Raw genomic sequence first — 23772 nt, 5'->3', positions numbered from 1 at the left:
TCCCCGGCCCTAATTTTACGATTGGACAATTTGTGTTGGACTTGGCTGCGCCATTCGGCAGATTGTTGCAAGTGTGACGATTGAGGGACGGATGGTTTTTCCTGCCTCTTGGGGGAGTTTGCCGATGAAAATCCGCGCAACTGCATCGCTTGTGTCGCTCTGTGTCGCTTTGGGTGCCTTTGCGTCCCCCGCCTTGGCCGCGCCCGACCAGGTGCTGGCGCGGCAGCTTCTGGACGACCTGATTGCCAGCAATACCGCGCCCAGCGGTGGGCCGGATACGCGCCACGCAGTGGGTCTGTTGGTCGATGCACTGCGCGCCGAGGGCTTTCCCGAAGAAGATATCCATGTTGTTGGCATATCCGAGGAATTGCCCAGCCTCGTCGCCCGCTACCGCTCCCCCGATCCCAAGGCGGGCGCGGTGCTGATGATGGCGCATATCGACGTGGTCGAAGGGCTGGAAAGCGACTGGAGCTATCCCCCCTATCAGGCCACCGAAGAGGACGGCTGGATCTATGGCCGCGGTTCCACCGACAACAAGGCGGGCGTGGCGATGCTGGTCGCCTATTTCATCGCGCTTCACCGCGAAGGCTTTGCGCCCGACCGCGACCTGATCCTGATGCTGACCGCGGACGAGGAGACCAACGGCTTTTCCGCCAACATGCTGAGCACCACGCAGCGCGACCTGATTGCGGCGGACTTCGCGCTCAACACCGATGGCGGCGGGGTGATCGCCGGGCCGGATGGCGCGCCGCTGGCCTTTGTGATGCAGACGGCGGAGAAGGTCTATGTCACCTATGCCTTCACCGCCAGCGATCCGGGCGGGCATTCCAGCCTGCCCAAACAAGACAGCCCGATTTCCGCCGTGTCGCGCGCATTGGCGGCGCTGGAGGATTACCACTTTCCCATCAATCTCAACGAGATATCGCGCGGCTTTTTCAGCAATTGGAGCGTGGTCGCCCCGCCCGAAGACCGTGCCTTGCTGGCGGCGATGGCGGCATATCAACCGGGTGAGGCCGAGCCGGAAGGGCTGGCGGCGCACCCCTATTACAATTCGCTGGCGCGCACCACTTGCGTTGCCACGCAGATTGGCGGCGGCCATGCCGAAAACGCCCTGCCGCAAACCGCGCGCGCCGTGGTCAATTGCCGCGTATTGCCGCAGGAAAGCGCGGAGAGCGTGGAGCAGCGCCTCACCGCTCTCGCCGCGCCGCACGGTGTGCAGGTGGAGACGGTGTTCCCCTATATGGCCAGCCCGCCCAGCCTGCCGCGCGAGGATGTGACCGGCCCGGTTACTGCATTGGCGCACCGTCATTTTGGCACCATTCCGGTGATCCCCGAACTCAGCACCGGGGCAACCGACGGCGCCTTTATCCGCAATGCCGGCATCCCGGTTTACGGCGTAAGCGCCATTCTGGAAGACCCCGCCGACATCCGCGCACACGGCATGGATGAACGGATTGCGGTGACCGCCTATCAGCGGTCGGTCGCCTATTGGTATGATCTGGCCAAGGCGGTTTCGACGCTTGATTGAAAGCCTGTTTTACATCTGTTAAACAAGCCTTCGGTCAACTGAGGACAGGTTTTGGCATCAGCCGCGCAGTACGATGCCGTCATCATCGGCGGCGGGCATAACGGCCTGACCTGCGCCTTCTATCTGGCGCGGGCGGGCAAGCGTGTCTGCGTGCTGGAGCGGCGGCACATCGTGGGCGGCGCGGCGGTGACCGAGGAGTTTGCGCCCGGTTTCCGCAATTCCACCGCTAGCTATTCGGTCAGCCTGCTCAGCCCGCGCGTGATTGCCGACATGGATCTGGCCCGCCACGGTCTGACGGTGAAACTGCGCGAGGCGGGTTATTTCGTGCCGCTGGGCGATGCGGATTATGTGCTGCTCCCCAAGGATCCTGCGGAAAAGCTCGCCGCGATTGCCGCGCGGTCGCCCCGCGATGCGGCGACGTGGCCAGAATACAACCGGCGGCTCGATGTGCTGGCCGCCTTGCTGCGCGAGAACCTGCACGAAACCCCGCCCAATCTGGGCGGCGGCCTGAGCCAGCTTCCCGGCACCCTCGGCCTTGGCAATCGGCTGCGCAAGCTGGGGCTGGAAGGGCAGGGTGACCTGATCGACCTGTTTGGCAAGAGTGCAGGCGAAATCCTTGATTCCTGGTTCGAGGATGACGCGCTGAAAGGCATGTTGGCCTTCGATGCGCTGACCGGCAATTACGCCAGCCCCTATACTCCCGGCACCGCCTATGTGCTGCTGCACCATGTGTTCGGGCAGGTGAACGGGGTGGATGGGGCATGGGGCCACGCGATGGGCGGGATTACGCAGGCGATGGCGCGCGCTTGCGAAGAAGCGGGCGTTACCATTCGCACCGAGGCCCCGGTGGCGCAGGTGCTGCGCGATAATGGCGCGGCGGCGGGCGTGCGGCTGGACGGTGGTGAGGAGATCACCGCGCCCGTGGTGGCCGCCAATGTGAACCCCCGGCTGCTGTTCAGCCAGATGCTGCCCAATGATGCGGTGCCGCCCGCCTTTGCCCGGCGGATGCGCGACTGGCGCTGTGCCAGCGGCACCTTGCGGATGAATGTGGCGCTCACCGAATTGCCGCGCTTCACCTGCCTGCCATCGGAAGGCGAGGGGCGGCACCACCGCGCCAGCATCCTCATCACCCCTTCGCTTGGCTATCTCGAACGCGCCTTTGACGATGCCCGCCAGTTTGGCTGGGCGCGCCAGCCTGCGATCGAGCTGCATATTCCCAGCACGATCGATCCCTCGCTCGCCCCGCCCGGTTGCCATGTCGCCAGCCTGTTCTGCCAGGGCTTCGCACCGCAGCTTCCCGATGGGCGAAGCTGGGAGGATGCGCGCGAGGCGGCTGCCGATACGGTGATCGACACGATCACCCGCTACGCCCCCAATTCCCGAGCCAGTGTTGTGGGCCGCATGGTGCTGACCCCGCTGGATCTGGAACAGCGGCTGGGCCTTGTGGGCGGCGATATCTTCCACGGCTCGCTGCGGCTCGACCAATTGTTCAGCGCGCGGCCTGCTGTGGGCCATGCCGATTACCGGATGCCATTGCCGGGCCTCTATCTGTGCGGGTCGGGCGCGCATCCCGGCGGCGGGGTGACCGGCATTCCCGGCCACAACGCCGCGCGCGAAATCCTCAAAGACATGAACAGCCGCCGCTTTGCGCGGCGCAAGCAATTGACCGGAGTGACGCCATGAACCTGATGACATCCCCGCCGCGCCAATCAGGTGCCGACCAGTCGGGCTGGAGCCTGCCCGCATGGACCTATTTCGACGAGGATTTCCAGAAGCTGGAGAAACGCCACATCTTCCTTCCCGCGTGGCATCTGGTGTGCCATGTCTCCGACCTTCCGCGCGCGGGCGATTACCGCACCTTTTCCATGATGGGCGAACGCGCGCTGGTGTTGCGCGGCAAGGACGGGCAGATCCGTGCGTTCCACAATGTATGCCCGCACCGCGCGGCGCGGCTGGTGGATGGTGACGCGTTCGGCGATGGCGGTGGCAATTGCGGCGGGCGGATGACCTGCCCCTATCACGCATGGAGTTTTGCACTCGATGGCAAGCTGCTCGCCGTGCCGTTCATCGAGGAATACGAGAATTTCGACAAGGCCGACTTCGGCCTGTTCCCGCTGGAACACGGGATTGCCCACGGCTTCGTCTATGTCCGCTTTGGCTCCGGCACCGAAACGCTGGAGGAATATCTTGCCCCCGTGGCTGAGGAAATGGGCATTTACCGCTTTGCCGAAATGGGCCCGATTGGCCCCATCCGTAGCCGTATTCGCGAGGTGAACTGGAAGAACGCCTGCGACAATTATGTCGATGCGCTGCATGTGCGCGTGGCGCATCCGGGGCTGAACAGCCTGGTGCGCGACACCTATCGCCTCTCGGTCGATCGCGGGGTGGACAAGATCTTTGCCCATGCGGGCGCGGGAAAGAGCGCCCATGCCAGCGTGACGGCCTACCGCCGCTTCCTGCCGCGCGTCGATCACCTGCCCGAAGAGCGGCAGAATATGTGGACATATTACCGCCTGTTTCCGGGGCTGATGTTCGATGTCTATCCCGATCAGATCGATTTCATGCAGTTCATCCCCGTCAGCCCGACGCGCTGCATCCTGCGCGACGGGGCCTATGCCCTGCCCGATGCGCGGCGAGAGATGCGCGCGGCGCGGTATCTCAACCAGCGTATCAACCGCGATGTGAATGCCGAGGACAAGGCGCTGATCGAACGGGTGCAGGATGGCATGGGCACCGCGCCGTTCAAGGCGGGGCCGCTGGGAAGGAACGAGATCTGCCTGCGCGCCTTTGCCCAGCGGATGCGCGCGACAATCCCCATCGCGGCAGAGGTGGAGCATCCGGGCCGCGAAAGGTTGCAGGCGGCGCTGGACGCGGCATAAGGAGGCAATGAGCCACCGCATCTATGCCATGACCTTTGCCCGCATCCATGCGGCACTGCTCGCCAAGGTGGAACGCAAAGGGCGTAGCCGCGAGGAACTCGATGCGGTGATCGGCTGGCTGACCGGCTACGACGCCAGCGGCATTGCGGATTCCGTAGCAGATGGGCGCGACATGGCGGCATTTTTTGCCAGCGCGCCCGCGCCCAATCCGGCCCGAATGGATGTGACCGGCGTGGTGTGCGGCGTGCGTGTGGAAAATGTCGAAGAACCGTTGATGCGCGATATCCGCGTGCTCGACAAACTGGTGGACGAACTGGCGAAGGGCCGTCCGCTGGCCAAGGTTCTGCGCCAGCAATGACCGCGGCCGATGCGATTGCCCGCCTCGAAGCGCTGGTGGCGCGCGATCCGCAATCGGCCGATGGCTGGCGCGCGCTGGGCGATGCGTGGACCGCGCGGGGGAACACGGCAGCTGCCGATGCCGCCTATGCGCAGAGCATCCGCGCCGCCACCCGCGATCCCGAATTGCTGCGCGCCGCCAACGCGCTGGTGGCGGGCGAGCTAGCCGTGGCCGAACCGATCCTGCGCGCGCGGCTGAAACGGGCGCCCACCGATGTGGCGGCGATCCGTATGCTGGCCGAACTCGCCAGCCGCCTGGGCCGTTATGGCGATGCCGAAAAGCTGCTGGCGCGTGCGCTGGAGCTGGCCCCCGGTTTCCGCGCCGCACGGCACAATTACGCGCTGGTGCTGCACCGGCAGAACCGCGCGGGCGATGCCTTGACGCAGATCGATATCCTGGCCGCGGAGGAGCCGGACAATCCCGCGCTCGCCAATCTGAAAGCCGCCGTGCTGGGCCGCATCGGTGAATATGAGGACGCGCTGGAGCTTTACGCCCGTGTGCTCGATCGCCAGCCCAACCAACCCAAGGTGTGGATGAGTTACGGCCATGCGCTCAAGACCGTGGGGCGGCAGGGTGATGCGGTGGACGCATACCGCCGCGCCATCGCGCTGGAACCGGGCATGGGCGAGGTGTGGTGGAGCCTTGCCAATCTCAAGCGCGTCACCTTTGATGCGGACGACATCGCCGCCATGCGGGCCGCGCTCGAACAGGACAGCCTGACAGCCGAAGACCGTTTTCACCTGCATTTCGCGCTGGGCAAGGCGCTGGAGGATGCGGGCGATTACGCTGCCTCTTTCGCGCATTATGCCGAAGGCAACCGCCAGCGCCGCGCCATGGTGCGGTACGACCCGGACGAGATTGCCGCCCATGTGCAGCGCAGCGCCGCGCTGTTCACGCCCGCCTTCTTCGCGGAACGGCAGGGCCATGGCTCCTCCGCGCCTGACCCGATCTTCATTCTGGGAATGCCGCGCGCAGGCTCCACGCTGATCGAGCAGATCCTTGCCAGCCACAGCATGGTGGAAGGCACAATGGAACTGCCCGACCTGCCGCAGATCGCCGCGCGGCTGGGCGGGCGGAAATTGCGCAGCCAGGACAGCGCCTATCCCGAAGTGCTGGCCGATCTTTCGCCGCACGAATGTGCGGCGCTGGGCGAGGAATATCTCGAACGCACGCGCATCCAGCGCAAGACCGATGCGCCTTTCTTCATCGACAAGATGCCCAACAATTTCCTGCATGTGGGGCTGATCCGCCTGATCCTGCCCAATGCGAAAATCATCGACGCGCGGCGGCATCCGCTCGCCTGCTGCTTTTCCAACTTCAAGCAGCATTTCGCGCGCGGGCAGGCGTTCAGCTACGATCTGGCCGAGCTGGGTGCCTATTACCGCGGCTATACCCAGGCGATGGCCCATTTCGACGCCGTGCAGCCGGGCGCGGTGTACCGCGTGTTTTACGAAGCTGTGGTGGATGATCTGGAAGGCGAGGTGCGCCGCCTGCTGGCTTATCTCGGCCTGCCGTTCGAGGAGGCATGCCTCAATTACCACGCCAGTGCGCGGGCGGTGCGCACCGCCAGTTCCGAACAGGTGCGCCAGCCGATCTTCCGCGAGGGGCTGGACCAGTGGCGGCATTACGAGGAGTGGCTGGAGCCGCTGAAAGAGGCGCTAGGCCCGGCGCTTTCGGGCTATCCCTTCGCCACCTGAGGCGGGCCCGCCACTGTGATGCAATTGCCATAGCGCGTCGGCATTGCGAACCGGTTTCGCCGGGAACTTGACAGGCCGCCGAATTGCAGTTCTCTTACAGTTGTTCAACAAGCGAAGCCTGCCGCAAGACAGGGACTTCCGGGCCATTCCAGGGGGGAGTGCGTTACAGGGACCAACCGAAATCCGCGGGATGCCTGCCAGGCACGAAGAAGGCGCAGCCCCCGCGCGACCGGCAATGAGGGATCATACGATGGCTAGCAAGATTTACGCATATCGCTGCATTCGCGCCCGCCGCCTGGCAGCTTCCGTGCTGCTGGGTTCCACCATCCTCGCCAGCGGCCATGTCGCCGCGCAGGAGGCAGTGGCAGAAGCGGAGGAGGTCGATCCCAATGTCATCCTCGTCACCTCGCAGCGGCGCGTGGAAAACCTTCAGGATGTGCCGCTCAGCGTGCAGGTGCTGGGTGAGCAGCAGCTCGACAATCTGCAGGTCACGAGCCTGGAGGATTACGTCAAGTTCCTCCCCTCGGTCACCACGCAGAACCTGGGCGGGCCGTTCAGCCAGCTGGTCTATATGCGCGGGGTCGCCAGCGGCGGGGACGGGAACCATTCCGGCCCGCTGCCTTCGGTCGGCACCTATCTGGACGAACAGCCGATCACCACGGCGCAGGGAAATCTCAATGTTCACCTGTATGACATCGCCCGCGTGGAGGCGCTGGCCGGGCCGCAGGGCACGTTATTCGGCGCGTCGAGCCAGGCGGGCACGATCCGCCTGATCACCAACCGGCCCGATGCATCCGGTTTTGCGATGAGCGCGGATGCCGAACTCAACTGGATCGATGGCGGGGAACCGGGCGGTTCGCTGGAAGGCATGGTCAACCTGCCATTGTCCGACGGCATCGCTCTGCGCGCGGTCGGCTGGTATGTGCGCGATGGCGGCTATATCGACAATGTGCGCGGTGTGCGCACCTTCCCCTCCAGCGGCGAGACTGACGATAACCAGGCGCTGGTGGAGGACGATTTCAACGATGTCGAAACCTATGGCGCGCGTATTGCGCTGGGGATCGAGCTGGACGACAACTGGACGGTGACCCCTGCCATCATGGCGCAGCGGCAGAACACCGACGGCGCGTTCTCGTTCAATCCGGCGGTGGGCGATCTGCAGACGCAGGTCTACCGCGACAATTTCGCCGACGACGAATGGTATCAGGCATCACTGCTGATCGAAGGGCGGATCGGCAATTTCGATCTGGTCTATTCGGGTGCCTATCTGGACCGCGCGATCGATGCGCTGACCGATTATTCGGACTACGCCTATTTCTACGACGTGCTGTATGGATATGGTGCCTATTTCGTGGGCGATTGCCCGGCGCAGGATTTCTCCTGCCCGATGGTCAACCCCTCGCAGTATTTCGCGAGCGAAGACCGCTTTACCAAGCTGAGCCAGGAATTGCGCCTGTCGACCGATATTGGCGAGCGCATCCAGTTCCAGACGGGCGTGTTCTACCAGCGGCAGACGCACGATATTCAGCAGCAATATATCATTGACGATATTGCCGATTTCATCTCGGTTCCCGGCTGGAATGACACGATCTGGCTGACCAAGCAGGACCGCGTGGACCGCGACTTTGCCGTGTTCGGGCAAGCGACGGTGGCGCTGACCGACGAATTGTCGCTGACCGGCGGCCTGCGCTATTTCCGTTACAACAACACGCTGATCGGTTTCTTCGGCTATTCCGACGGGTTCAGCGGATCGACCGGGGTTGCCGCCTGTTTCGGCCCGGCCAGCACCGATGGCGCGCCCTGCACCAATCTGGGCGTGCCGGTCGCAGGCGGCGGGGTTGCGCCGCGCCGGTCAAAGGATGACGGGCTGATCCATCGCCTTAACATCGACTGGAAATTCACGCCCGACAACATGGTCTATGCCACCTGGTCGCGCGGTTTCCGCCCCGGCGGCACCAACCGGCGCGGCGGCCTGTTCGGATACCAGGCCGATTACCTGACCAATTACGAACTGGGCATGAAGCATACCTTCCTAAATGGTGCGCTGCGCTGGAACACGGCGCTTTTCCAGCTCGACTGGAACAATTTTCAGTTCGCCATCCTTGGCCCCAACGGTCTGACCGAAATTCGCAACGCGGCGCAGGCGCGTATTCGCGGGCTGGAATCGGATCTGACCTTGCGCCCGGATGACAACCTGTCGATCGGGGCAGGGGTCACATTCCTTGATGCCAAGCTGCGCGAGAATTACTGCGGCTTCACTGATGCCAATGGCGATCCGGTGACGGTGTGCCCCAATCCGCAGGCTCCGGCGGGAACGCGGCTGCCCGCTTCGCCCGATTTCAAGGGCAACCTGACCGTGCGCTACGAATGGGACATGGACAGCGACCTGCGCGCCCATGTGCAGTTTGCCGGCGTCTACCAGACCGAAATCCGCGCCGAATTGCGGTTGGATGACGATGCCCTGATCGGGCGGCAGGATCCCTATGGCACGATTGACCTGGCCTTTGGCGTGACCAACGGCAATTCGGGCTGGCGGGCCGAAGCCTATGTCACCAATGTGACCGACACGCGGGGCGAGGCGTATCTTTCCACGCAATGTTCCACCAGTGTGTGCGCCAATCCGGTGAATGGGATCGTCTACCAGGTGCCCAACCAGCCGCGCACCTTCGGCCTGCGGGTGGGTTACAGCTATTGACCGGAGCGGCGGACGCGTGATGCGGGCGGGGCTTCGCCGGTGAGTGAAGTGCCGCTCGCCGCAGCGCGTTCCACCGCGGGCAAGATGGGCCGCTGGATGGCGGTATCGCTCGTCGTGGGCAACATGATCGGGTCGGGCATATTCCTGCTGCCGGCCGCGCTCGCCCCGCTGGGTTGGAACTCGGCGCTGGGCTGGCTGCTGACGATTGCGGGCGGGCTGTGCCTTGCCGCGACCTTTGCCTGGCTCGCGCGCGCCATGCCGGTGGCGGGCGGCCCCTATGCCTATTCCGCTGCCGCCTTTGGCCCGCTAACCGCCTTTCTGGTGACGTGGAGTTACTGGATCAGCCTGTGGATCGGCAATGCCGCGATTGCGGTGGCGGGCGTCAGCTATCTGGGCGCGTTCGTGCCGGGGCTGGCGACAGTGCAGGGCGGGGATGCGCTGGCCGCCGTGGTGATGATCTGGGCGCTGACGTTGCTCAACCTGCGCGGTGCGCGTTCGGCGGGCGGGTTCCAGCTGGTCACGACGCTGATCAAGATCGTGCCACTGGTGCTGGTGCTGGTTCTGGCGGCCATGGCCCTGGGATCGGGCGAGGCTAGCCTGCCGCCCTTGCCGCACGTGGGAGAGGCAGGCGGGCTGGAGGCCGGGCTGGTCACTGCGGCTGCCACGCTCACGCTGTGGGCCTTGCTGGGGCTGGAATCAGCCACGGTTCCGGCGGACAGCATTGCCGATCCGGAACGCAACGTGCCCTTTGCCACATTGGTTGGCACCGCGATCACGGGCCTGCTTTACCTCGTTACCTGCTCTGCCATCATCCTTCTGGTGCCGGTGGAGGTGATTGCGAACTCCTCTGCGCCTTTTGCGGACTTTGTGGCCCGTTTCTGGGCACCGGGGCCGGCGCTGGCGATTGCGGGTTTTGCCGCGATCAGCTGCATTGGCGCGCTCAACGGCTGGATCCTGGTGCAGGCGGAACTGCCCTGGGCGATGGCGCGTGATGGCACATTTCCCCGCTGGTTCGCCGCCACCAACGGGGCCGGGGTTCCGGCGCGCGCGCTGGTGGTGTCGAGCGCGCTGATGACGGTGGTAATGCTGCTCAATTTCCAAAGCAGCGCGGCGGAAATCTTCGGCTTCCTGCTGCTGATCGCCACCTGCACCAGCCTGTTCATGTATCTCGTGTGCATGGCGGCGGCTCTGGTTCTGCGGTTCAACGGTTCGCTCGGATCGCGCACATGGTTGCCCCCGGTGGCGGCGCTGGCGGTGCTGTATTCGGCATGGACGATCTACGGCGCAGGCGGTGAAGCGGTGGCGTGGGGGCTGGTGCTGCTGGCGCTGGGTCTGCCCGCTTATTATGCCTTCGCCGCCCTAGCGCGGCGTGCGGCCGATCCAGGCTGAGAGCGCGGGAAGCCCATCCCTGCTGCCCGCGCCGTTGATGGAGGCGAGCATGGCCATCCGGCCCGCCATCGGCGGCATGGCCGCATCATCTGCACCCAGATTGAAGGCGCACAGAACTTCGCTGCCCGGCAGGGTGCGGCGGAAGATCAGGACATGGCGGTTCGCCTGCACCAGTTCGAACCGGCCCAGCCGCAGTTCGGCATTCGCCTGCCTTATGGCGATCAGCCGGCGCGTGGCTTTGAGCAGTGAATGGGGCGCGGCTTCCTGAACGCTGACGGCCCGCGCGCGGTTCGCCTCGGACAGCGGCAACCACGGCGTGCCGGTGGTAAAGCCGGCCAGCGGTTCATCGCTCCACGGGAAAGGCGTGCGTGCCCCGTCGCGGGACAGGGTCAGCGGCCAATTGGCAATCGCTTCGGGGTCTTGCAGCAATTCGAAGGGAATATCGTCCTGCAACAGGCCCAGCTCCTCGCCCTGATAGAGGATCGGATTGCCGCGCAGGCACAACAGCAGCGCCATCTTGAGCGGGGCGTAAAGCTCCTGATCCTCCGGCGCGCACCAGCGGGATAAAGCGCGCGGTGCATCGTGGTTTTCGAACGCCCAACTGGGCCAACCTTCGCCCTCCTCGCCCGGCCATTCGGCCATCGCCTTGGCCACCAGCGCAGGCGTCAGATGCGGTTCATACAGGAAGTCGAAGCCATAAGCGCTGTTCAGCCGGTGATCGCCAAGAGTGAAGGCCTTCATCTCCTCCAGCGGGTTGCTGCCGCCGATTTCAGCCATGGTGAAAATCGCGCCATAGGCATCGGCCACACCGCGCAGCCGCTCGGTGAAATAGACCATTTCGGGCTGCGACTGGCTGTAAATCTTGTCCTGAAAATCGAACGGGCGCGTGCGCAGCTTGCCCGGCACCGGCGCGGCGGGCGGATTGTCGCGCAAGGCGGGATCCACCATCGCATGGTTCAGCGCGTCGAGCCTAAACCCGTCCACGCCGCGATCTAGCCAGAACCTTGCCACATCGAGCAGCGCATCCTGCACGGCCAAGTTATGGAGGTTGAGCTGCGGCTGTTCCTTCAGGAAAGTGTGGAGGTAATATTGCCCGCGCCGCGCGTCCCATGTCCATGCCGGCCCGCCAAATACCGATTGCCAATTGCTGGGCGGGGTGCCGTCGTCCTTTGGGTCGGCCCAGACATACCAGTCCGCCATTTCCCCTGCGCGCGCGGCGCGGCTGGCGGCAAACCAGGCGTGCTGATCGGATGTGTGGGCATAGACCTGATCGATCAGCACTTTCAGCCCCAATTGGTGCGCGCGTGCCACCAGCGCATCGAAATCGGCCAGCGTGCCGAACACCGGATCGACCGCGCAATAATCGGAGATGTCGTATCCGAAATCCTTCATGGGCGAGGCGAAGAAGGGCGATATCCAGATTGCATCCACGCCCAGATCGGCCACGTACCCCAAGCGCGCGGTAATGCCGGGCAAATCGCCCACCCCGTCGCCGTTGCTGTCCTGAAAGCTGCGCGGGTAAATCTGGTAGATCACCGCCCCGCGCCACCACGGAGCAGGGGCAATATTCTTGTCCGCAATATCGTGCACCATGGCGCGTCCCCCCGGAAAGTCGCTTGGCTGTTCATAGCACGAAAGCGCCGCGGACACAGCAATTTTGCTGCAATGCAACAATGTAGCGGTCATCTGCATGGAAAACCTTGTCGATCTGCATCTTGCGTCCTACGACATGGCGGTGGCGCGCGGTCCGGCAGGCGCGCCGGCGTTTCGGGGGATGGGGGGAACCGCCCGCCGGATCAGCAAACAAGACCGGTCGCCCGTGGGAGAGAACCGCAACCGCCGCTGCGGTATGGCAGCGCGCATTTGGTGAGGAAATGCTCATGCCCCGCAATGCCCAGCCCAGCAGCGCCCCGATCGAAGAACTGATCATCGATGTCCTGCGCCACCGCGTGGGCAAGGATGAACGCGCGGCAAAATCGCATGACTGGTATACGGCGACCGTCCTGACGCTGCGCGACAAGATCATCGACCGCTGGATGGAATCCACCCGCCGCACTTACGATGCGGGCAGCAAGCGGGTCTATTACCTCAGCCTCGAATTCCTGATCGGGCGGCTGCTGCGCGACGCGCTGAACAATATGGACCTGACGCAGGAAATGGACCGGGTGCTGAAGGAAAACGGCCTCGATCTTGCGGTGCTGGAAGATCTGGAACCGGACGCAGCGCTGGGCAATGGCGGGCTGGGGCGGCTGGCGGCGTGTTTCATGGAAAGCCTGGCCAGCCTCGATATCCCGGCTTACGGCTATGGCATCCGTTATGTGAACGGCATGTTCCGCCAGCGGATCGACGATGGCTGGCAGGTCGAATTGCCCGAAACCTGGCTCAGCCATGGCAATCCGTGGGAATTTGACCGCCGCGAAAGTGCTTACCGCATCGGTTTTGGCGGAGAGGTTGTTGCCAGCGCGGATGGCGGGGTGCAATGGCGCCCGGCCGAAGTGATCGAGGCAAGCGCGGTTGACACCCCCGTGGTGGGCTGGCGCGGCAAGCGGGTCAACACCTTGCGACTGTGGACGGCGCACGCGCTAGATCCCATCCGGCTCGACGCGTTCAATGCGGGCGACCATGTTGGCGCGCTGGAGAACGAGGCGCGCGCGGCGAGCCTTGTGCGTGTGCTCTACCCCGCCGACAGCACGCCTGCGGGGCAGGAATTGCGGCTGCGGCAGGAGTTCTTTTTCTCCAGCGCCAGCATTCAGGACATCGTGCGCCGCCATGTGCAGTATGAGAAGGACATTCGCACCCTGCCCGACAAGGTGGCGATCCAGCTCAACGACACGCACCCCGCGGTGGCGGTTGCCGAATTGATGCGGCTGCTGGTGGATGAACATCAGCTGGAGTTTGACGAGGCGTGGGAGCTGACGAAAAAGACCGTCGCCTATACCAACCACACGCTGCTGCCCGAAGCGCTGGAAAGCTGGCCGCTGCCGCTGTTCGAGCGGTTGCTGCCGCGCCATATGCAGATCGTCTATGCCATCAACAGCCGCGTGCTGCGCGAAGCGGGCAAGGCCGGTCTGGACGGGGACGCGATTGCCGCGATCAGCCTGATCGACGAAGGCGGCGAGCGGCGCGTGCGCATGGCGAACCTTGCCTTTGCCGGCGCGCACAGCGTCAACGGCGTGGCCGCGCTGCATACCGATCTGATGAAACAGACAGTGTTTGCGCATCTCCACCGCCTCTACCCCACGCGCATCAACAACAAGACCAACGGCGTCACCCCGCGCCGCTGGCTGATGCAGTGCAATCCCGCGCTGACCCGCGTGATCCGCGACGCAATTGGCGATGCGTTTCTGGACGATGCGGAAAAGCTGTCCGATCTGAACGCGCTGGCCGCCGATCCGGTGCTGGGCGAACGCGTGGCCGAGGTAAGGCGAGCGAACAAGCTGGCTCTGGCCGATTATCTGAAGCGCGAGATGGGCCTGCGCCTCAATCCCGATGCGCTGTTCGATGCGCAGATCAAGCGTATCCATGAATATAAGCGGCAATTGCTCAATCTGATCGAAGCGGTCGCGCTGTATGACCAGATCCGCAGCCATCCCGAACGCGACTGGGTGCCGCGCGTGAAGATCTTCGCAGGGAAGGCGGCGCCCAGCTATCACAATGCGAAACTGATCATCAAACTGGCGAACGACATCGCGCGGCGGATCAATTCCGATCCTTCGGTCGGCGGGCTGCTGAAGGTGGTGTTTGTGCCCAATTACAATGTGAGCCTTGCCGAACGCATCATTCCGGCGGCCGACCTGTCCGAACAGATTTCCACCGCCGGGATGGAGGCATCGGGCACGGGCAACATGAAATTCGCGTTGAACGGCGCGCTCACCATCGGCACGCTGGACGGTGCAAATATCGAGATCATGGAGCGCGTGGGCGCGGACAACATCTTCATCTTCGGTCTCACCGCCGATGAAGTGGCGGAAAAGCGTGCCAATGGTTACGACCCGCGCGCGATTATCGAAGGTTCCCCCGAACTGGCGCAGGCGGTGCATGCGATTGCCAATGGCGTGTTTTCGCCCGACGATCCCGCCCGTTACCGCGATCTGATGGAGGGATTGCTGAACAGCGACTGGTTCATGCTGGCGGCCGATTTCGACAGCTATTGCGCTGCCCAGCGCAAGGTCGACCTGTTATGGCAGGATCAGAACATGTGGCGGACCAAGGCCATTCGCAATATCGCCAATGTCGGCTGGTTCTCGTCCGACCGCACGATTGGCGAATATGCGCGCGATATCTGGGGAGTGTAGGACCTGTCATTGCAACCACCCGCATCGGCGATAGAGGCGCTGCTGAATGGCACCCATGCCGATCCGTTCTCGCTTCTGGGAACGCATGCCGGGCCAGTGGGCACCTTTGCCCGCGCGATCCTGCCGGGGGCGGAGGCGGCCAGCGCCTTCAGCCTGAAAGGCGGCTTTCTGGGCCATCTGGAACGGGTGGATGATCGCGGCCTGTTTGAAGGGCTGGTCAGGGGCAAGCCGCGGCCGGTCAAATACAAATGCGTGGCGGGCAAGCACAGCTGGTGGGTAACTGATCCCTATTCCTTCGGCCCGGTGCTGGGGCCGCTCGACGACCTGCTGATTGCGCAAGGCACGCATTTTCGCCTGTTCGACAAGATGGGCGCGCATCTGCTGGAGCATGAAGGCGCGCAGGGCGTGCATTTCGCCGTGTGGGCGCCCAATGCCGCGCATGTCAGCGTGGTAGGCGATTTCAACGGCTGGAATCCCGCGCGGCACCAGATGCGCCGCCGCGTGGACATTGGCGTGTGGGAGATTTTCGTTCCCGACATCGGCGAATGGGAAGCCTACAAATACCGCATCATCGGCCCCGATGGCGCGGTGCTGCCGCTGAAAGCCGATCCCTTTGCCTTTGCCAGCGAGCTCAGGCCCAAGACTGCTTCTCTCACTGCGCGGCCTGCCAAGCCCGATTGGGGCGACTGCGCGCACCGCGCGCATTGGGCCAGCGTCGATCCCCGGCGCGAGGCAATCTCCATTTACGAAGTGCACCCCGGATCATGGCAGCGCGACGATAATGGCTGGTTCCTGACCTGGGACGAAATGGCCGCGCGGCTCATCCCCTATGTGGTCGAGATGGGCTTTACCCATATCGAGTTCCTGCCCGTGTCCGAACACCCCTATGACCCCAGCTGGGGTTACCAGACTACCGGGCTTTATGCGCCCTCGGCCCGCTTTGGCGCGCCCGATGGCTTTGCCCGGTTCGTGGATGGTGCGCACCGGGCGGGCATTGGCGTGCTGATCGACTGGGTGCCCGCGCATTTCCCGGTCGACGAACACGGCCTTGCCCGGTTTGATGGCACCGCTCTGTATGAACATGACGACCCGCGGCTGGGATTTCATCCGGACTGGAACACCGCGATCTACAATTTCGGGCGGCGCGAGGTAGCAAGCTTCCTCATCAACAACGCGCTGTTCTGGGCCGAGCAATACCATGTTGACGGCCTGCGCGTGGATGCAGTCGCTTCGATGCTCTACCGCGATTACAGCCGCGCGGCGGGCGAATGGATCCCGAACGAGGCTGGCGGACGCGAGAACTGGGAAGCGGTCGATTTCCTGCGTGCGGTGAACCGGGCGGTCTATTCCAGCCATGCGGGTTTCCTGACCATTGCCGAGGAATCAACCGCCTGGCCGGGCGTCACCCTGCCTGCCTATGAAGACGGCCCAAGGGAAAGCCTGGGCTTTGGCTTCAAGTGGAACATGGGTTTCATGCACGACACGCTGAAATACATGGGCCGCGACCCCGTGCACCGGAAATTCCACCACGACGACATCACCTTTGGCCTGATGTACGCCTTTGCCGAGAATTTCGTGCTGCCGCTGAGCCATGACGAGGTGGTGCACGGCAAGGGCAGCCTGCTCACCAAGATGAGCGGCGATGCATGGCAGAAATTTGCCAATCTGCGCGCCTATTACGGTTTCATGTGGGGCTATCCCGGCAAGAAGCTGCTGTTCATGGGGCAGGAATTTGCGCAGGGGCGCGAATGGGCCGAGGACCGCGCGCTCGACTGGCACCATCTGGACGATCCCGCCCATGCAGGCGTGCGCGCATTGGTGCGCGATCTGAACCACGCCTACCGCCGATACCCCGCGCTGCACGCCCGCGATTGCGAGGGCGAGGGGTTCGAATGGCTGGTGGTGGACGATGCGGCGGCCAGCGTGTTTGCATGGGTGCGCAAGGCGCCCGGCCATCGACCGGTGGTGGTGGTGAGCAACATGACCCCGGCGCTGCACACCTCCTATCGCCTGCGTCTGCCGCATGACGGCCTGTGGGCGGAGATCATCAATTCCGATGCAGCGGTCTATGGCGGCAGTGGGCAGGGCAATCTGGGCGCGGTCACGGCGCATCACGGCGCGGCGGATGTGGTTCTGCCGCCGCTTTCGACGCTGATGTTCGTGCATCAGGGCTGATTTTCAGGCAGATTGAGAAAAATAAACAGGAGCGGGCCGAATGAGAGATTCCACCACCCAGCCACTGGCGCGCGATGCCATGGCCTATGTGCTGGCCGGCGGGCGGGGCAGCCGGTTGAAGGAACTGACCGATAACCGCGCCAAGCCCGCCGTCTACTTCGGCGGCGTATCGCGCATTATCGATTTTGCCCTGTCCAACGCGATCAATTCGGGCATCCGCCGCATCGGCGTGGCCACGCAATACAAGGCGCACAGCCTGATCCGTCACATGCAGCGCGCGTGGAATTTCATGCGGCCGGAAAGGAACGAGAGCTTCGACATCCTGCCCGCCAGCCAGCGCGTTTCGGAAAGCCAATGGTATGAAGGCACGGCCGATGCGGTGTTCCAGAACATCGACATCATTGCGGCGCACGCGCCCAAATACATGGTCATTTTGGCGGGCGACCATGTCTACAAGATGGATTACGAACTGATGCTGCGCCAGCACGTGGAAAGCGGCGCGGACGTGACCGTGGGCTGTCTGGTCGTCCCGCGCAAGGAGGCAACCGGCTTTGGCGTGATGCATGTCGATGCAACCGACCGCATCACCGCCTTTGTCGAAAAGCCCGCCGATCCGCCCGGTATCCCCGATCAGCCCGACATGGCGCTCGCCAGCATGGGCATCTATGTGTTCGAAACCGCCTTCCTGTTCGACCAGCTGCGGCGCGATGCGGCGGATCCTGCATCGGGGCGCGATTTTGGCGGCGATATCATCCCCTATATCGTCAAGCATGGCAAAGCGCAGGCGCACCGTTTCACCGCCAGCTGCATCCGCGCAGCGGACGAGATCGAGGAATACTGGCGCGATGTGGGCACGCTGGACGCCTATTTCGAAGCCAATCTCGACCTGACCGACGTGGTGCCCAAGCTGAACCTGTATGACCGCGACTGGCCCATCTGGACGGACCAGATTGTCGCCGCTCCGGCCAAATTCGTGCATGACGAGGACGGGCGGCGCGGCCATGCCATATCCTCGCTCATCTCGCAGGATTGCATCGTATCGGGCGCGCTGGCGCGCAACAGCCTGCTGTTCACCGGCGTGAAAATGGGCAGCTATTCCAGCGTGGAGCGGGGCGTGATCCTGCCCTATTGCAATATCGGGCGCGGTGCGCGGCTAACCAATGTCATCCTCGATTCCGGCGTGCGCATCCCCGAAGGACTGGTGGTGGGCGAGGACCCTGTGCTCGATGATCAACGGTTCCGCCGCACCGAAAAGGGCGTGTGCCTGATTACCAAGGACATGATTGCAAAGCTGTGAAGCTGTTGAAAGTTCTCTCTGTCGCATCCGAAGCGGTGCCGCTGATCAAGACCGGTGGGCTGGCCGATGTGGTGGGCGCGCTGCCTGCTGCGCTGGCGCGGCAGGGTGTGGAGATGACCACGCTGCTGCCCGGCTTCCCCGCAGTGATGGATGCGGTTCGCAAGCCGCGCAGAGTGCCCGGTATCGACAATCTGCTGGGCGAACCGGCGCGGGTTCTTTCTGCGAAGCTGGATGACGGGCGCCGCCTGCTGGTGCTTGATGCGCCCAATTACTTTGCCCGCGCCGGCGGCCCCTATGGCGACACAAACGGGTCAGACTGGCACGACAATTGGCGCCGTTTCGCCGCGCTGGGCCTTGCCGCGCACGAGCTTTCGGCCAAGTTCAATCTGGTGCACGCGCATGATTGGCAGGCGGCGATGGCGCCGGTCTATCTGCGCTATCGTGGCAGCAAAGTGCCGTCTGTTCTCACCATCCACAACATGGCGTTTCAGGGCTATTTCGGGGGCGAGGTCTTCCCGCGCCTCGCCTTGCCCGATGCGGCGTGGAGCATGGACGGGGTGGAGTTTCACGGCGGGGTCGGGATGCTGAAAGGCGGCATGGTCTGCGCCTCTGCCATCACCACGGTCAGCCCCACTTATGCGCGCGAGATTCATACCGCGCGCTTTGGCATGGGGCTGGACGGCGTGGTGCGCGCGCGCAGCCATCTGGTGTACGGCATATTGAACGGCATTGACCGCGCCGAATGGAACCCGGCCAGCGATCCGCATCTGGCCGCCACCTTCGATGCGAAAAGGCTGGCCCCGCGCAAGGCCAACACGCGCGCGGTGGAGGCAGCTTTCGGGCTGGAGGAGAGCGAAGGGCCGCTGTTCGTCGTCATCAGCCGGCTCACCTGGCAAAAGGGCATTGATGTGCTGCTGGAGGTAATTGACCATCTGGTCGGCCTTGGCGGGCGTCTGGCGTTGCTGGGTGCGGGCGACCTGGCGCTGGAGGCTGCATTGGTGGAGGCGGCGCAGCGGCATCCGGGGCGCGTGGGATTGCGCTTTGGTTATGACGAGCCGCTGGCCCATCTGATGCAGGGCGGCGGCGATGCGATCCTGATCCCCAGCCGGTTTGAGCCTTGCGGCCTGACGCAGCTTTACGGCCTTGCCTATGGCTGCGTTCCCCTTGTCACGCGCACCGGAGGCCTTGCCGATACGGTGATCGACGCCAACCCCGCCGCTCTCGCCGCGCGCACCGCGACCGGCGTGGTGCTGAACGAGGCGAATTACGACGAACTCTCGCTCGCCATCACCCGCGCGATCCGCCTCTTTGCCGACAAGTCCGCTTGGGGGCGGATCCAGAAAACCGGCATGGCGGCGGATTTCGGCTGGGATGAAAGTGCGGCGCAATATGCCGCGCTCTACCGGCACCTGGTTTCCGCGTGAGCATCACTCCTGGCGTGACTGTCACGCCCACGGGCACCACCTTTGCCGTGCGCGCACCGCAGGCCCGCGCGGTGGCGCTGGTGCTGGACGATGCGCCCATCGTGATGGAGCGGGCGGGTGATCTGTGGGTGGCGCAGCTTGCCCGCGATTGCACCGGCGCACTTTATGGCTACCGCGCCGACGGCGATTGGGCACCGGAACGCGGGCTGTGGTTCGACCCGGCGAAATTGCTGGTCGATCCCTATGCGGTCGAACTGGACCGGCGGTTCCGCCAGCATCCCGCGCTTGGCCAATTTGGTGTCGATACCGCGCCCCTTGTGCCGCGCGCCCGCGTGATAGGGCCTTTGCCCGAAGTGCCGCGCACCGCGCCCTGTTTCGCGCGCGGCGGCTTGATTTATGAAGTGAATGTGCGCGGCTTCACCATGCAGCATCCCGATGTGCCGAGCCCCTTGCGCGGCACCGTTGCGGCGCTGGCGCATCCGGCGATCATCGCGCATCTCAAGATGCTGCATATCAGCGCAGTGGAACTGATGCCCATTGTCGCCTGGATTGACGAGCGGCACCTGCCGCCACTGGGCCTTTCCAACGCCTGGGGTTATAACCCGGTGGCGATGATGGCGCTCGACCCCGGTCTGTGCCCCGGCGGGGTGGCGGAATTGCGCGAGACGGTGGCGGCCCTGCACGCAGCGGGCATTGGCGTGATCCTCGATCTGGTGCTCAACCACAGCGGGGAAAGCGATAGGCACGGCGGCGTGCTGTCCCTGCGCGGGCTGGATGACAGCCATTATGCCAAGGAACCGGACGGGCAATTGTCCAACGTCACCGGCTGCGGCAACACGCTGGATTTCGCGCAGCCGCATGTCCGCGCATTGGCGCTGGCAACCATGTGCCACTTCGTGCGGCACGCCGGGGTGGACGGGTTCCGCTTCGATCTTGCACCCGTTCTTGCCCGATCGCCCGATTTCGATCCCGCCGCGCCGATCTTTGCCGAAATTGCCGCCGATCCGTGGCTGGCTGACCGCGTGCTGATTGCCGAGCCGTGGGATATCGGCCCCGGCGGCTATGCGCTGGGGCGGTTTCCGGCGAACTGGCTGGAATGGAACGACCGTTTCCGCGACGATGTGCGCCGGTTCTGGCGCGGGGATGCCACCATCGGCACGCTGGCGACGCGGCTGGCGGGTTCGTCCGATGTGTTCGGCACCGGGCCAAGCCGCAGCGTCAATTTCCTCGCCGCGCATGACGGGTTCACCCTGGCCGACTGCGTCACCTATGCCCAGCGCCACAACCTCGCCAACGGGGAGGAGAATCGCGACGGGCACGGCGGCGAAGTGAGCTGGAACCACGGGGTCGAAGGGCCAACCGACGATCCGCGCATCCGGGCCGCGCGCAAGGCGGATGTGGAGGCAATGCTGGGTACGCTGTTTGCTTCGACCGGCACGCTGCTGCTGACAGCGGGGGACGAGTTTGGCCGCACGCAGGGCGGAAACAACAATGCCTATGCCCAGGACAACGCGACCAGCTGGCTCGATTGGGAAGGGCGCGACCGTGAATTGGAAGCGCATGTCGCGCGGCTGGCAGCGTGGCGGGCGGGGCGGTTGGATGTGTTCCAGCGCTTTCCTGCTGACGGGCACTGGCGCGGCGAAGGCGGGGCGAAATTGACCGCAGAGGACTGGCAATCAGCCGATAGTCACACGGTCAGCTTTTCGCTGGGCGCGGTGAAGATCGCTGTGGATCGGCGGGCGCGCGAAGTGCATTTCACGGAATGAACGCCAAAGGCAGTTGCTAACCCGCCTTGCGCAGCCCCTTGCCCGCGATCCGTTCCAGCGCCTCCGCCTCGATCTGCCTGAGTTCCGCCATCGTTTCCTCCAGCGCGGCGCGTTGCTGCATCAGGCTGTCCAGCCTTTCGCGCACGCGCACCAATAGATGCTCCATCTGCTCGCGGTGGCTGGGATCGGTATCGTACAGATCCAGAAACTCGCGGATTTCGCGGATGGTAAAGCCCAGCCGCTTGCCCCGCAGGATCAATTGCATCCGCCCGACATCGCGGCGCGAATAGATGCGCGTGCTGCCCACACGCTGCGGGCTGATCAGGCCGTTATCCTCGTAAAAGCGCAAGGTGCGCGGCGTCACGCCCAATTCGCGCGCGACATCCTGGATGCCGCGATGATCCCCGTTCCCCGTCAGGATGGCGCCGCCTTCCAGCGCGGCACTATCGTTCCCCCGATTGTCATCCACGTTTTGCGCGCTCCTCTTCAACCAGTTCCTTTTTCGAAAGCTTGCCAATCATCGTCTTGGGCAAGCTGTCGCGGATTTCGATTTCCACTGGCATTTCCAGCTTGTTGATCAGCGTTGCCAGATGCTCTGCCAGCGCGGCGGTCGTAAGCGAAGAGCCGGGCACCAGCGCAACGAACAGCTTGGGCACCTGGCCCAGATAATCATCGGGAATGCCGATGGCGATCGCCTCTTTCACTTCCGGATGGTGATAGGCGGCATCCTCGATCACGCGCGGATAGACATTATAGCCCCCGCGCAGGATCAGGTCCTTGATCCGGTCGACGAGGAACAGATAGCCGTCTTCGTCCAGATAGCCGATATCGCCTGTGCGCAGCGCCCCGTTGTAGAAGGTGGCTTCGGTTTCGGCGGGCTTCTGCCAATATCCTTTCATCAATTGCGGCCCGCGCGCCATTACTTCGCCGCGTTCGCCCTGCGGCATGAGCCGGGCCGGGTTTTCCGGATCGCGAATTTCGATGATGGTGCCGGGAAAGGCCGGGCCGCAGCTGTTGTCCTTCACCAGGCCGAACAGCGGGTTGCAGGTGATGATCGGGCTGGCTTCGGACAGGCCATAGCCTTCGACCACGCGGGCGCCGGTGCGTTCCTCGAACGCCTGCCGCACTTCCAGCGGCAAGGGCGCGCCGCCCGAAATGCAGCAGATCACGCGGGACAGGTCGGGTACCTTGTTTGCCGGCAACTGGTTGATCGCATTGAACATGGTGGGCACGCCAAAGAACTGCGTGGGCGGCTTGCGCTTGATGGCGGCCAGCAGCTTGTCCATTTCAAAGCGCGGCAGCAGCACCAGTTCGGAACCGGTATCGATCGCGTAATTGAGCACGCAGGTCAGCGCAAAGACATGGAACATCGGCAGCACGCCCAGCGTGCGCTGCTGCGTGGCCATATATCCGCCCGCATGGGCCACCATTTGCGCGCTGTTGGCGGCAAGGCTGGCATGGGTCAGCATGGCGCCCTTGGGCAGGCCGGTGGTGCCGCCCGTATATTGCAGCACTGCCACATCGTCGGGTTGCCGCGCCACGGGGGCGGGATCGCCCGCATTGGCAAGCAGGTCGGTCAGTTCCAGATGCAGCGCCTTGTCGGTGATGCGGATATGGTCCGCACGGCGCAGCAAGCGAAAACCGATATTGAGGCCGAAGGGCAGGATTTCCTTCATGCGGCACAGCAGCAGCTTTTCCACGCCAGCCTTTCGCGCCACCTCCTGAAACTTTTCATGCACAAAGCGCACTTCGGGCACGGCGACCATGCGCACGCCGGCATCCTTCAGCAGATGTTCAAGTTCGGACGGGGTGTAGAGCGGGTTGAGGTTGACCACCACGAGGCCATTCTTCAGCGCGGCAAAATACAGGACGATGTGATAGGGCGAATTGCCGGTGCACAGTCCAAAGCGGTCGCCCGGCATCAGGCCCGCATCCTGCATCCCGCGCGCGGCACGATCCACCAGCGCGCCGATTTCGCGGTATGTCCAGCAGCGGCCGAAATAATCGACCGCAATGCGATCGGCCCAATGCGTCACCGCCTTGTCGATAAGGTCGGTAAGCAGGCGCGGCGGGAACACCTGCCGTCCGTCGGTATCGGTATGATAGGGCAGCGGCGGGCCATCCGCAGTGGGAACAAGCGTATCGGGAGGTGCAACCATCATGCCGTTGCTCCTTCCTTGCCTTTCGGGCCGCAGCCTCTGCGCCGCAACGCTGTCATCTCTCCATCTCC

At 64.0% G+C, this 23772-nt stretch carries 15 protein-coding genes; 12 read left to right on the top strand and 3 right to left on the bottom strand.

From position 1 onward, the window contains the following. The first annotated feature begins 124 nt into the window (after window positions 1-124). The 7 genes from WFP39_RS07015 (at window position 125) to WFP39_RS06985 (ending at window position 10585) form a co-directional block, all read left to right on the top strand. Window positions 125-1528, top strand: a complete 1404-nt coding sequence (locus tag WFP39_RS07015; RefSeq protein WP_336918568.1) for a M20/M25/M40 family metallo-hydrolase — start codon at window positions 125-127, stop codon at window positions 1526-1528. Window positions 1529-1579: 51 nt separating this feature from the next. Next, window positions 1580-3211, top strand: a complete 1632-nt coding sequence (locus tag WFP39_RS07010; protein ID WP_336918567.1) for a phytoene desaturase family protein — start codon at window positions 1580-1582, stop codon at window positions 3209-3211. Beyond that, entirely contained in the window at window positions 3208-4407 is a 1200-nt protein-coding gene (locus tag WFP39_RS07005) for an aromatic ring-hydroxylating oxygenase subunit alpha (protein ID WP_336918566.1), read from the top strand. Before WFP39_RS07010 ends, WFP39_RS07005 begins: the two co-directional genes overlap by 4 nt. 7 nt (window positions 4408-4414) lie before the next feature. Beyond that, window positions 4415-4765, top strand: coding sequence for a DUF2200 family protein (locus WFP39_RS07000; RefSeq protein ID WP_336918564.1), 351 nt, complete (start codon window positions 4415-4417; stop codon window positions 4763-4765). Further along, window positions 4762-6501, top strand: coding sequence for a tetratricopeptide repeat-containing sulfotransferase family protein (locus WFP39_RS06995; RefSeq protein WP_336918563.1), 1740 nt, complete (start codon window positions 4762-4764; stop codon window positions 6499-6501). The genes WFP39_RS07000 and WFP39_RS06995 overlap by 4 nt, the downstream gene beginning before the upstream one ends. Before the next feature lie 250 nt (window positions 6502-6751). After that, entirely contained in the window at window positions 6752-9196 is a 2445-nt protein-coding gene (locus tag WFP39_RS06990) for a TonB-dependent receptor (RefSeq protein WP_336918562.1), read from the top strand. 39 nt (window positions 9197-9235) lie between these two features. Beyond that, window positions 9236-10585 (top strand): amino acid permease, encoded by a 1350-nt coding sequence (locus WFP39_RS06985; protein ID WP_336918561.1) that lies wholly within the window; start codon window positions 9236-9238, stop codon window positions 10583-10585. Here the strand turns inward: WFP39_RS06985 and WFP39_RS06980 are convergent. Continuing rightward, on the bottom strand, window positions 10556-12178 hold the full coding sequence (locus tag WFP39_RS06980) for an alpha-glucosidase (protein WP_336918559.1): 1623 nt from the start codon (window positions 12176-12178) through the stop codon (window positions 10556-10558). The genes WFP39_RS06985 and WFP39_RS06980 overlap by 30 nt on opposite strands. Window positions 12179-12465: 287 nt before the next feature. Here WFP39_RS06980 and WFP39_RS06975 point away from each other — a divergent pair, with 287 nt between their 5' ends. From WFP39_RS06975 to glgX, 5 genes are read left to right on the top strand one after another with little or no spacing between them, the layout of a single operon-like run. Further along, window positions 12466-14880 (top strand): glycogen/starch/alpha-glucan phosphorylase, encoded by a 2415-nt coding sequence (locus WFP39_RS06975; RefSeq protein WP_336918558.1) that lies wholly within the window; start codon window positions 12466-12468, stop codon window positions 14878-14880. Between the two features lie 9 nt (window positions 14881-14889). Next, window positions 14890-17055 carry a 1,4-alpha-glucan branching protein GlgB gene (glgB, locus tag WFP39_RS06970; protein ID WP_336918556.1) on the top strand — a complete coding sequence of 722 codons (2166 nt, stop codon included), beginning with the start codon at window positions 14890-14892 and terminating at the stop codon, window positions 17053-17055. A gap of 40 nt (window positions 17056-17095) precedes the next feature. After that, window positions 17096-18352 carry a glucose-1-phosphate adenylyltransferase gene (gene glgC / locus WFP39_RS06965; RefSeq protein ID WP_336918554.1) on the top strand — a complete coding sequence of 419 codons (1257 nt, stop codon included), beginning with the start codon at window positions 17096-17098 and terminating at the stop codon, window positions 18350-18352. Next, entirely contained in the window at window positions 18349-19776 is a 1428-nt protein-coding gene (gene glgA, locus WFP39_RS06960) for a glycogen synthase GlgA (protein ID WP_336918553.1), read from the top strand. Before glgC ends, glgA begins: the two co-directional genes overlap by 4 nt. After that, the gene (gene glgX, locus WFP39_RS06955; protein WP_336918552.1) at window positions 19773-21542 is read left to right on the top strand and encodes a glycogen debranching protein GlgX; all 1770 of its coding nucleotides are present in this window, start codon (window positions 19773-19775) and stop codon (window positions 21540-21542) included. The genes glgA and glgX overlap by 4 nt, the downstream gene beginning before the upstream one ends. 16 nt (window positions 21543-21558) lie before the next feature. Here the strand turns inward: glgX and WFP39_RS06950 are convergent, their stop codons facing one another. Continuing rightward, window positions 21559-21963, bottom strand: a complete 405-nt coding sequence (locus WFP39_RS06950; protein ID WP_377923218.1) for a MerR family transcriptional regulator — start codon at window positions 21961-21963, stop codon at window positions 21559-21561. Window positions 21964-22003: 40 nt separating this feature from the next. Then, a complete protein-coding gene (locus WFP39_RS06945) occupies window positions 22004-23704 on the bottom strand; it encodes a long-chain-fatty-acid--CoA ligase (protein WP_336918550.1) in 1701 nt (566 codons plus the stop codon). Window positions 23705-23772: the final 68 nt, after the last annotated feature.

Source organism: Alteraurantiacibacter lauratis, from assembly GCF_037154155.1.
Classification (GTDB): Bacteria; Pseudomonadota; Alphaproteobacteria; order Sphingomonadales; family Sphingomonadaceae; genus Alteraurantiacibacter; species Alteraurantiacibacter lauratis.
The sequence above is the reverse complement of the archived record's forward strand: the minus strand, read 5'-3'. Positions and strand labels throughout refer to the sequence as shown.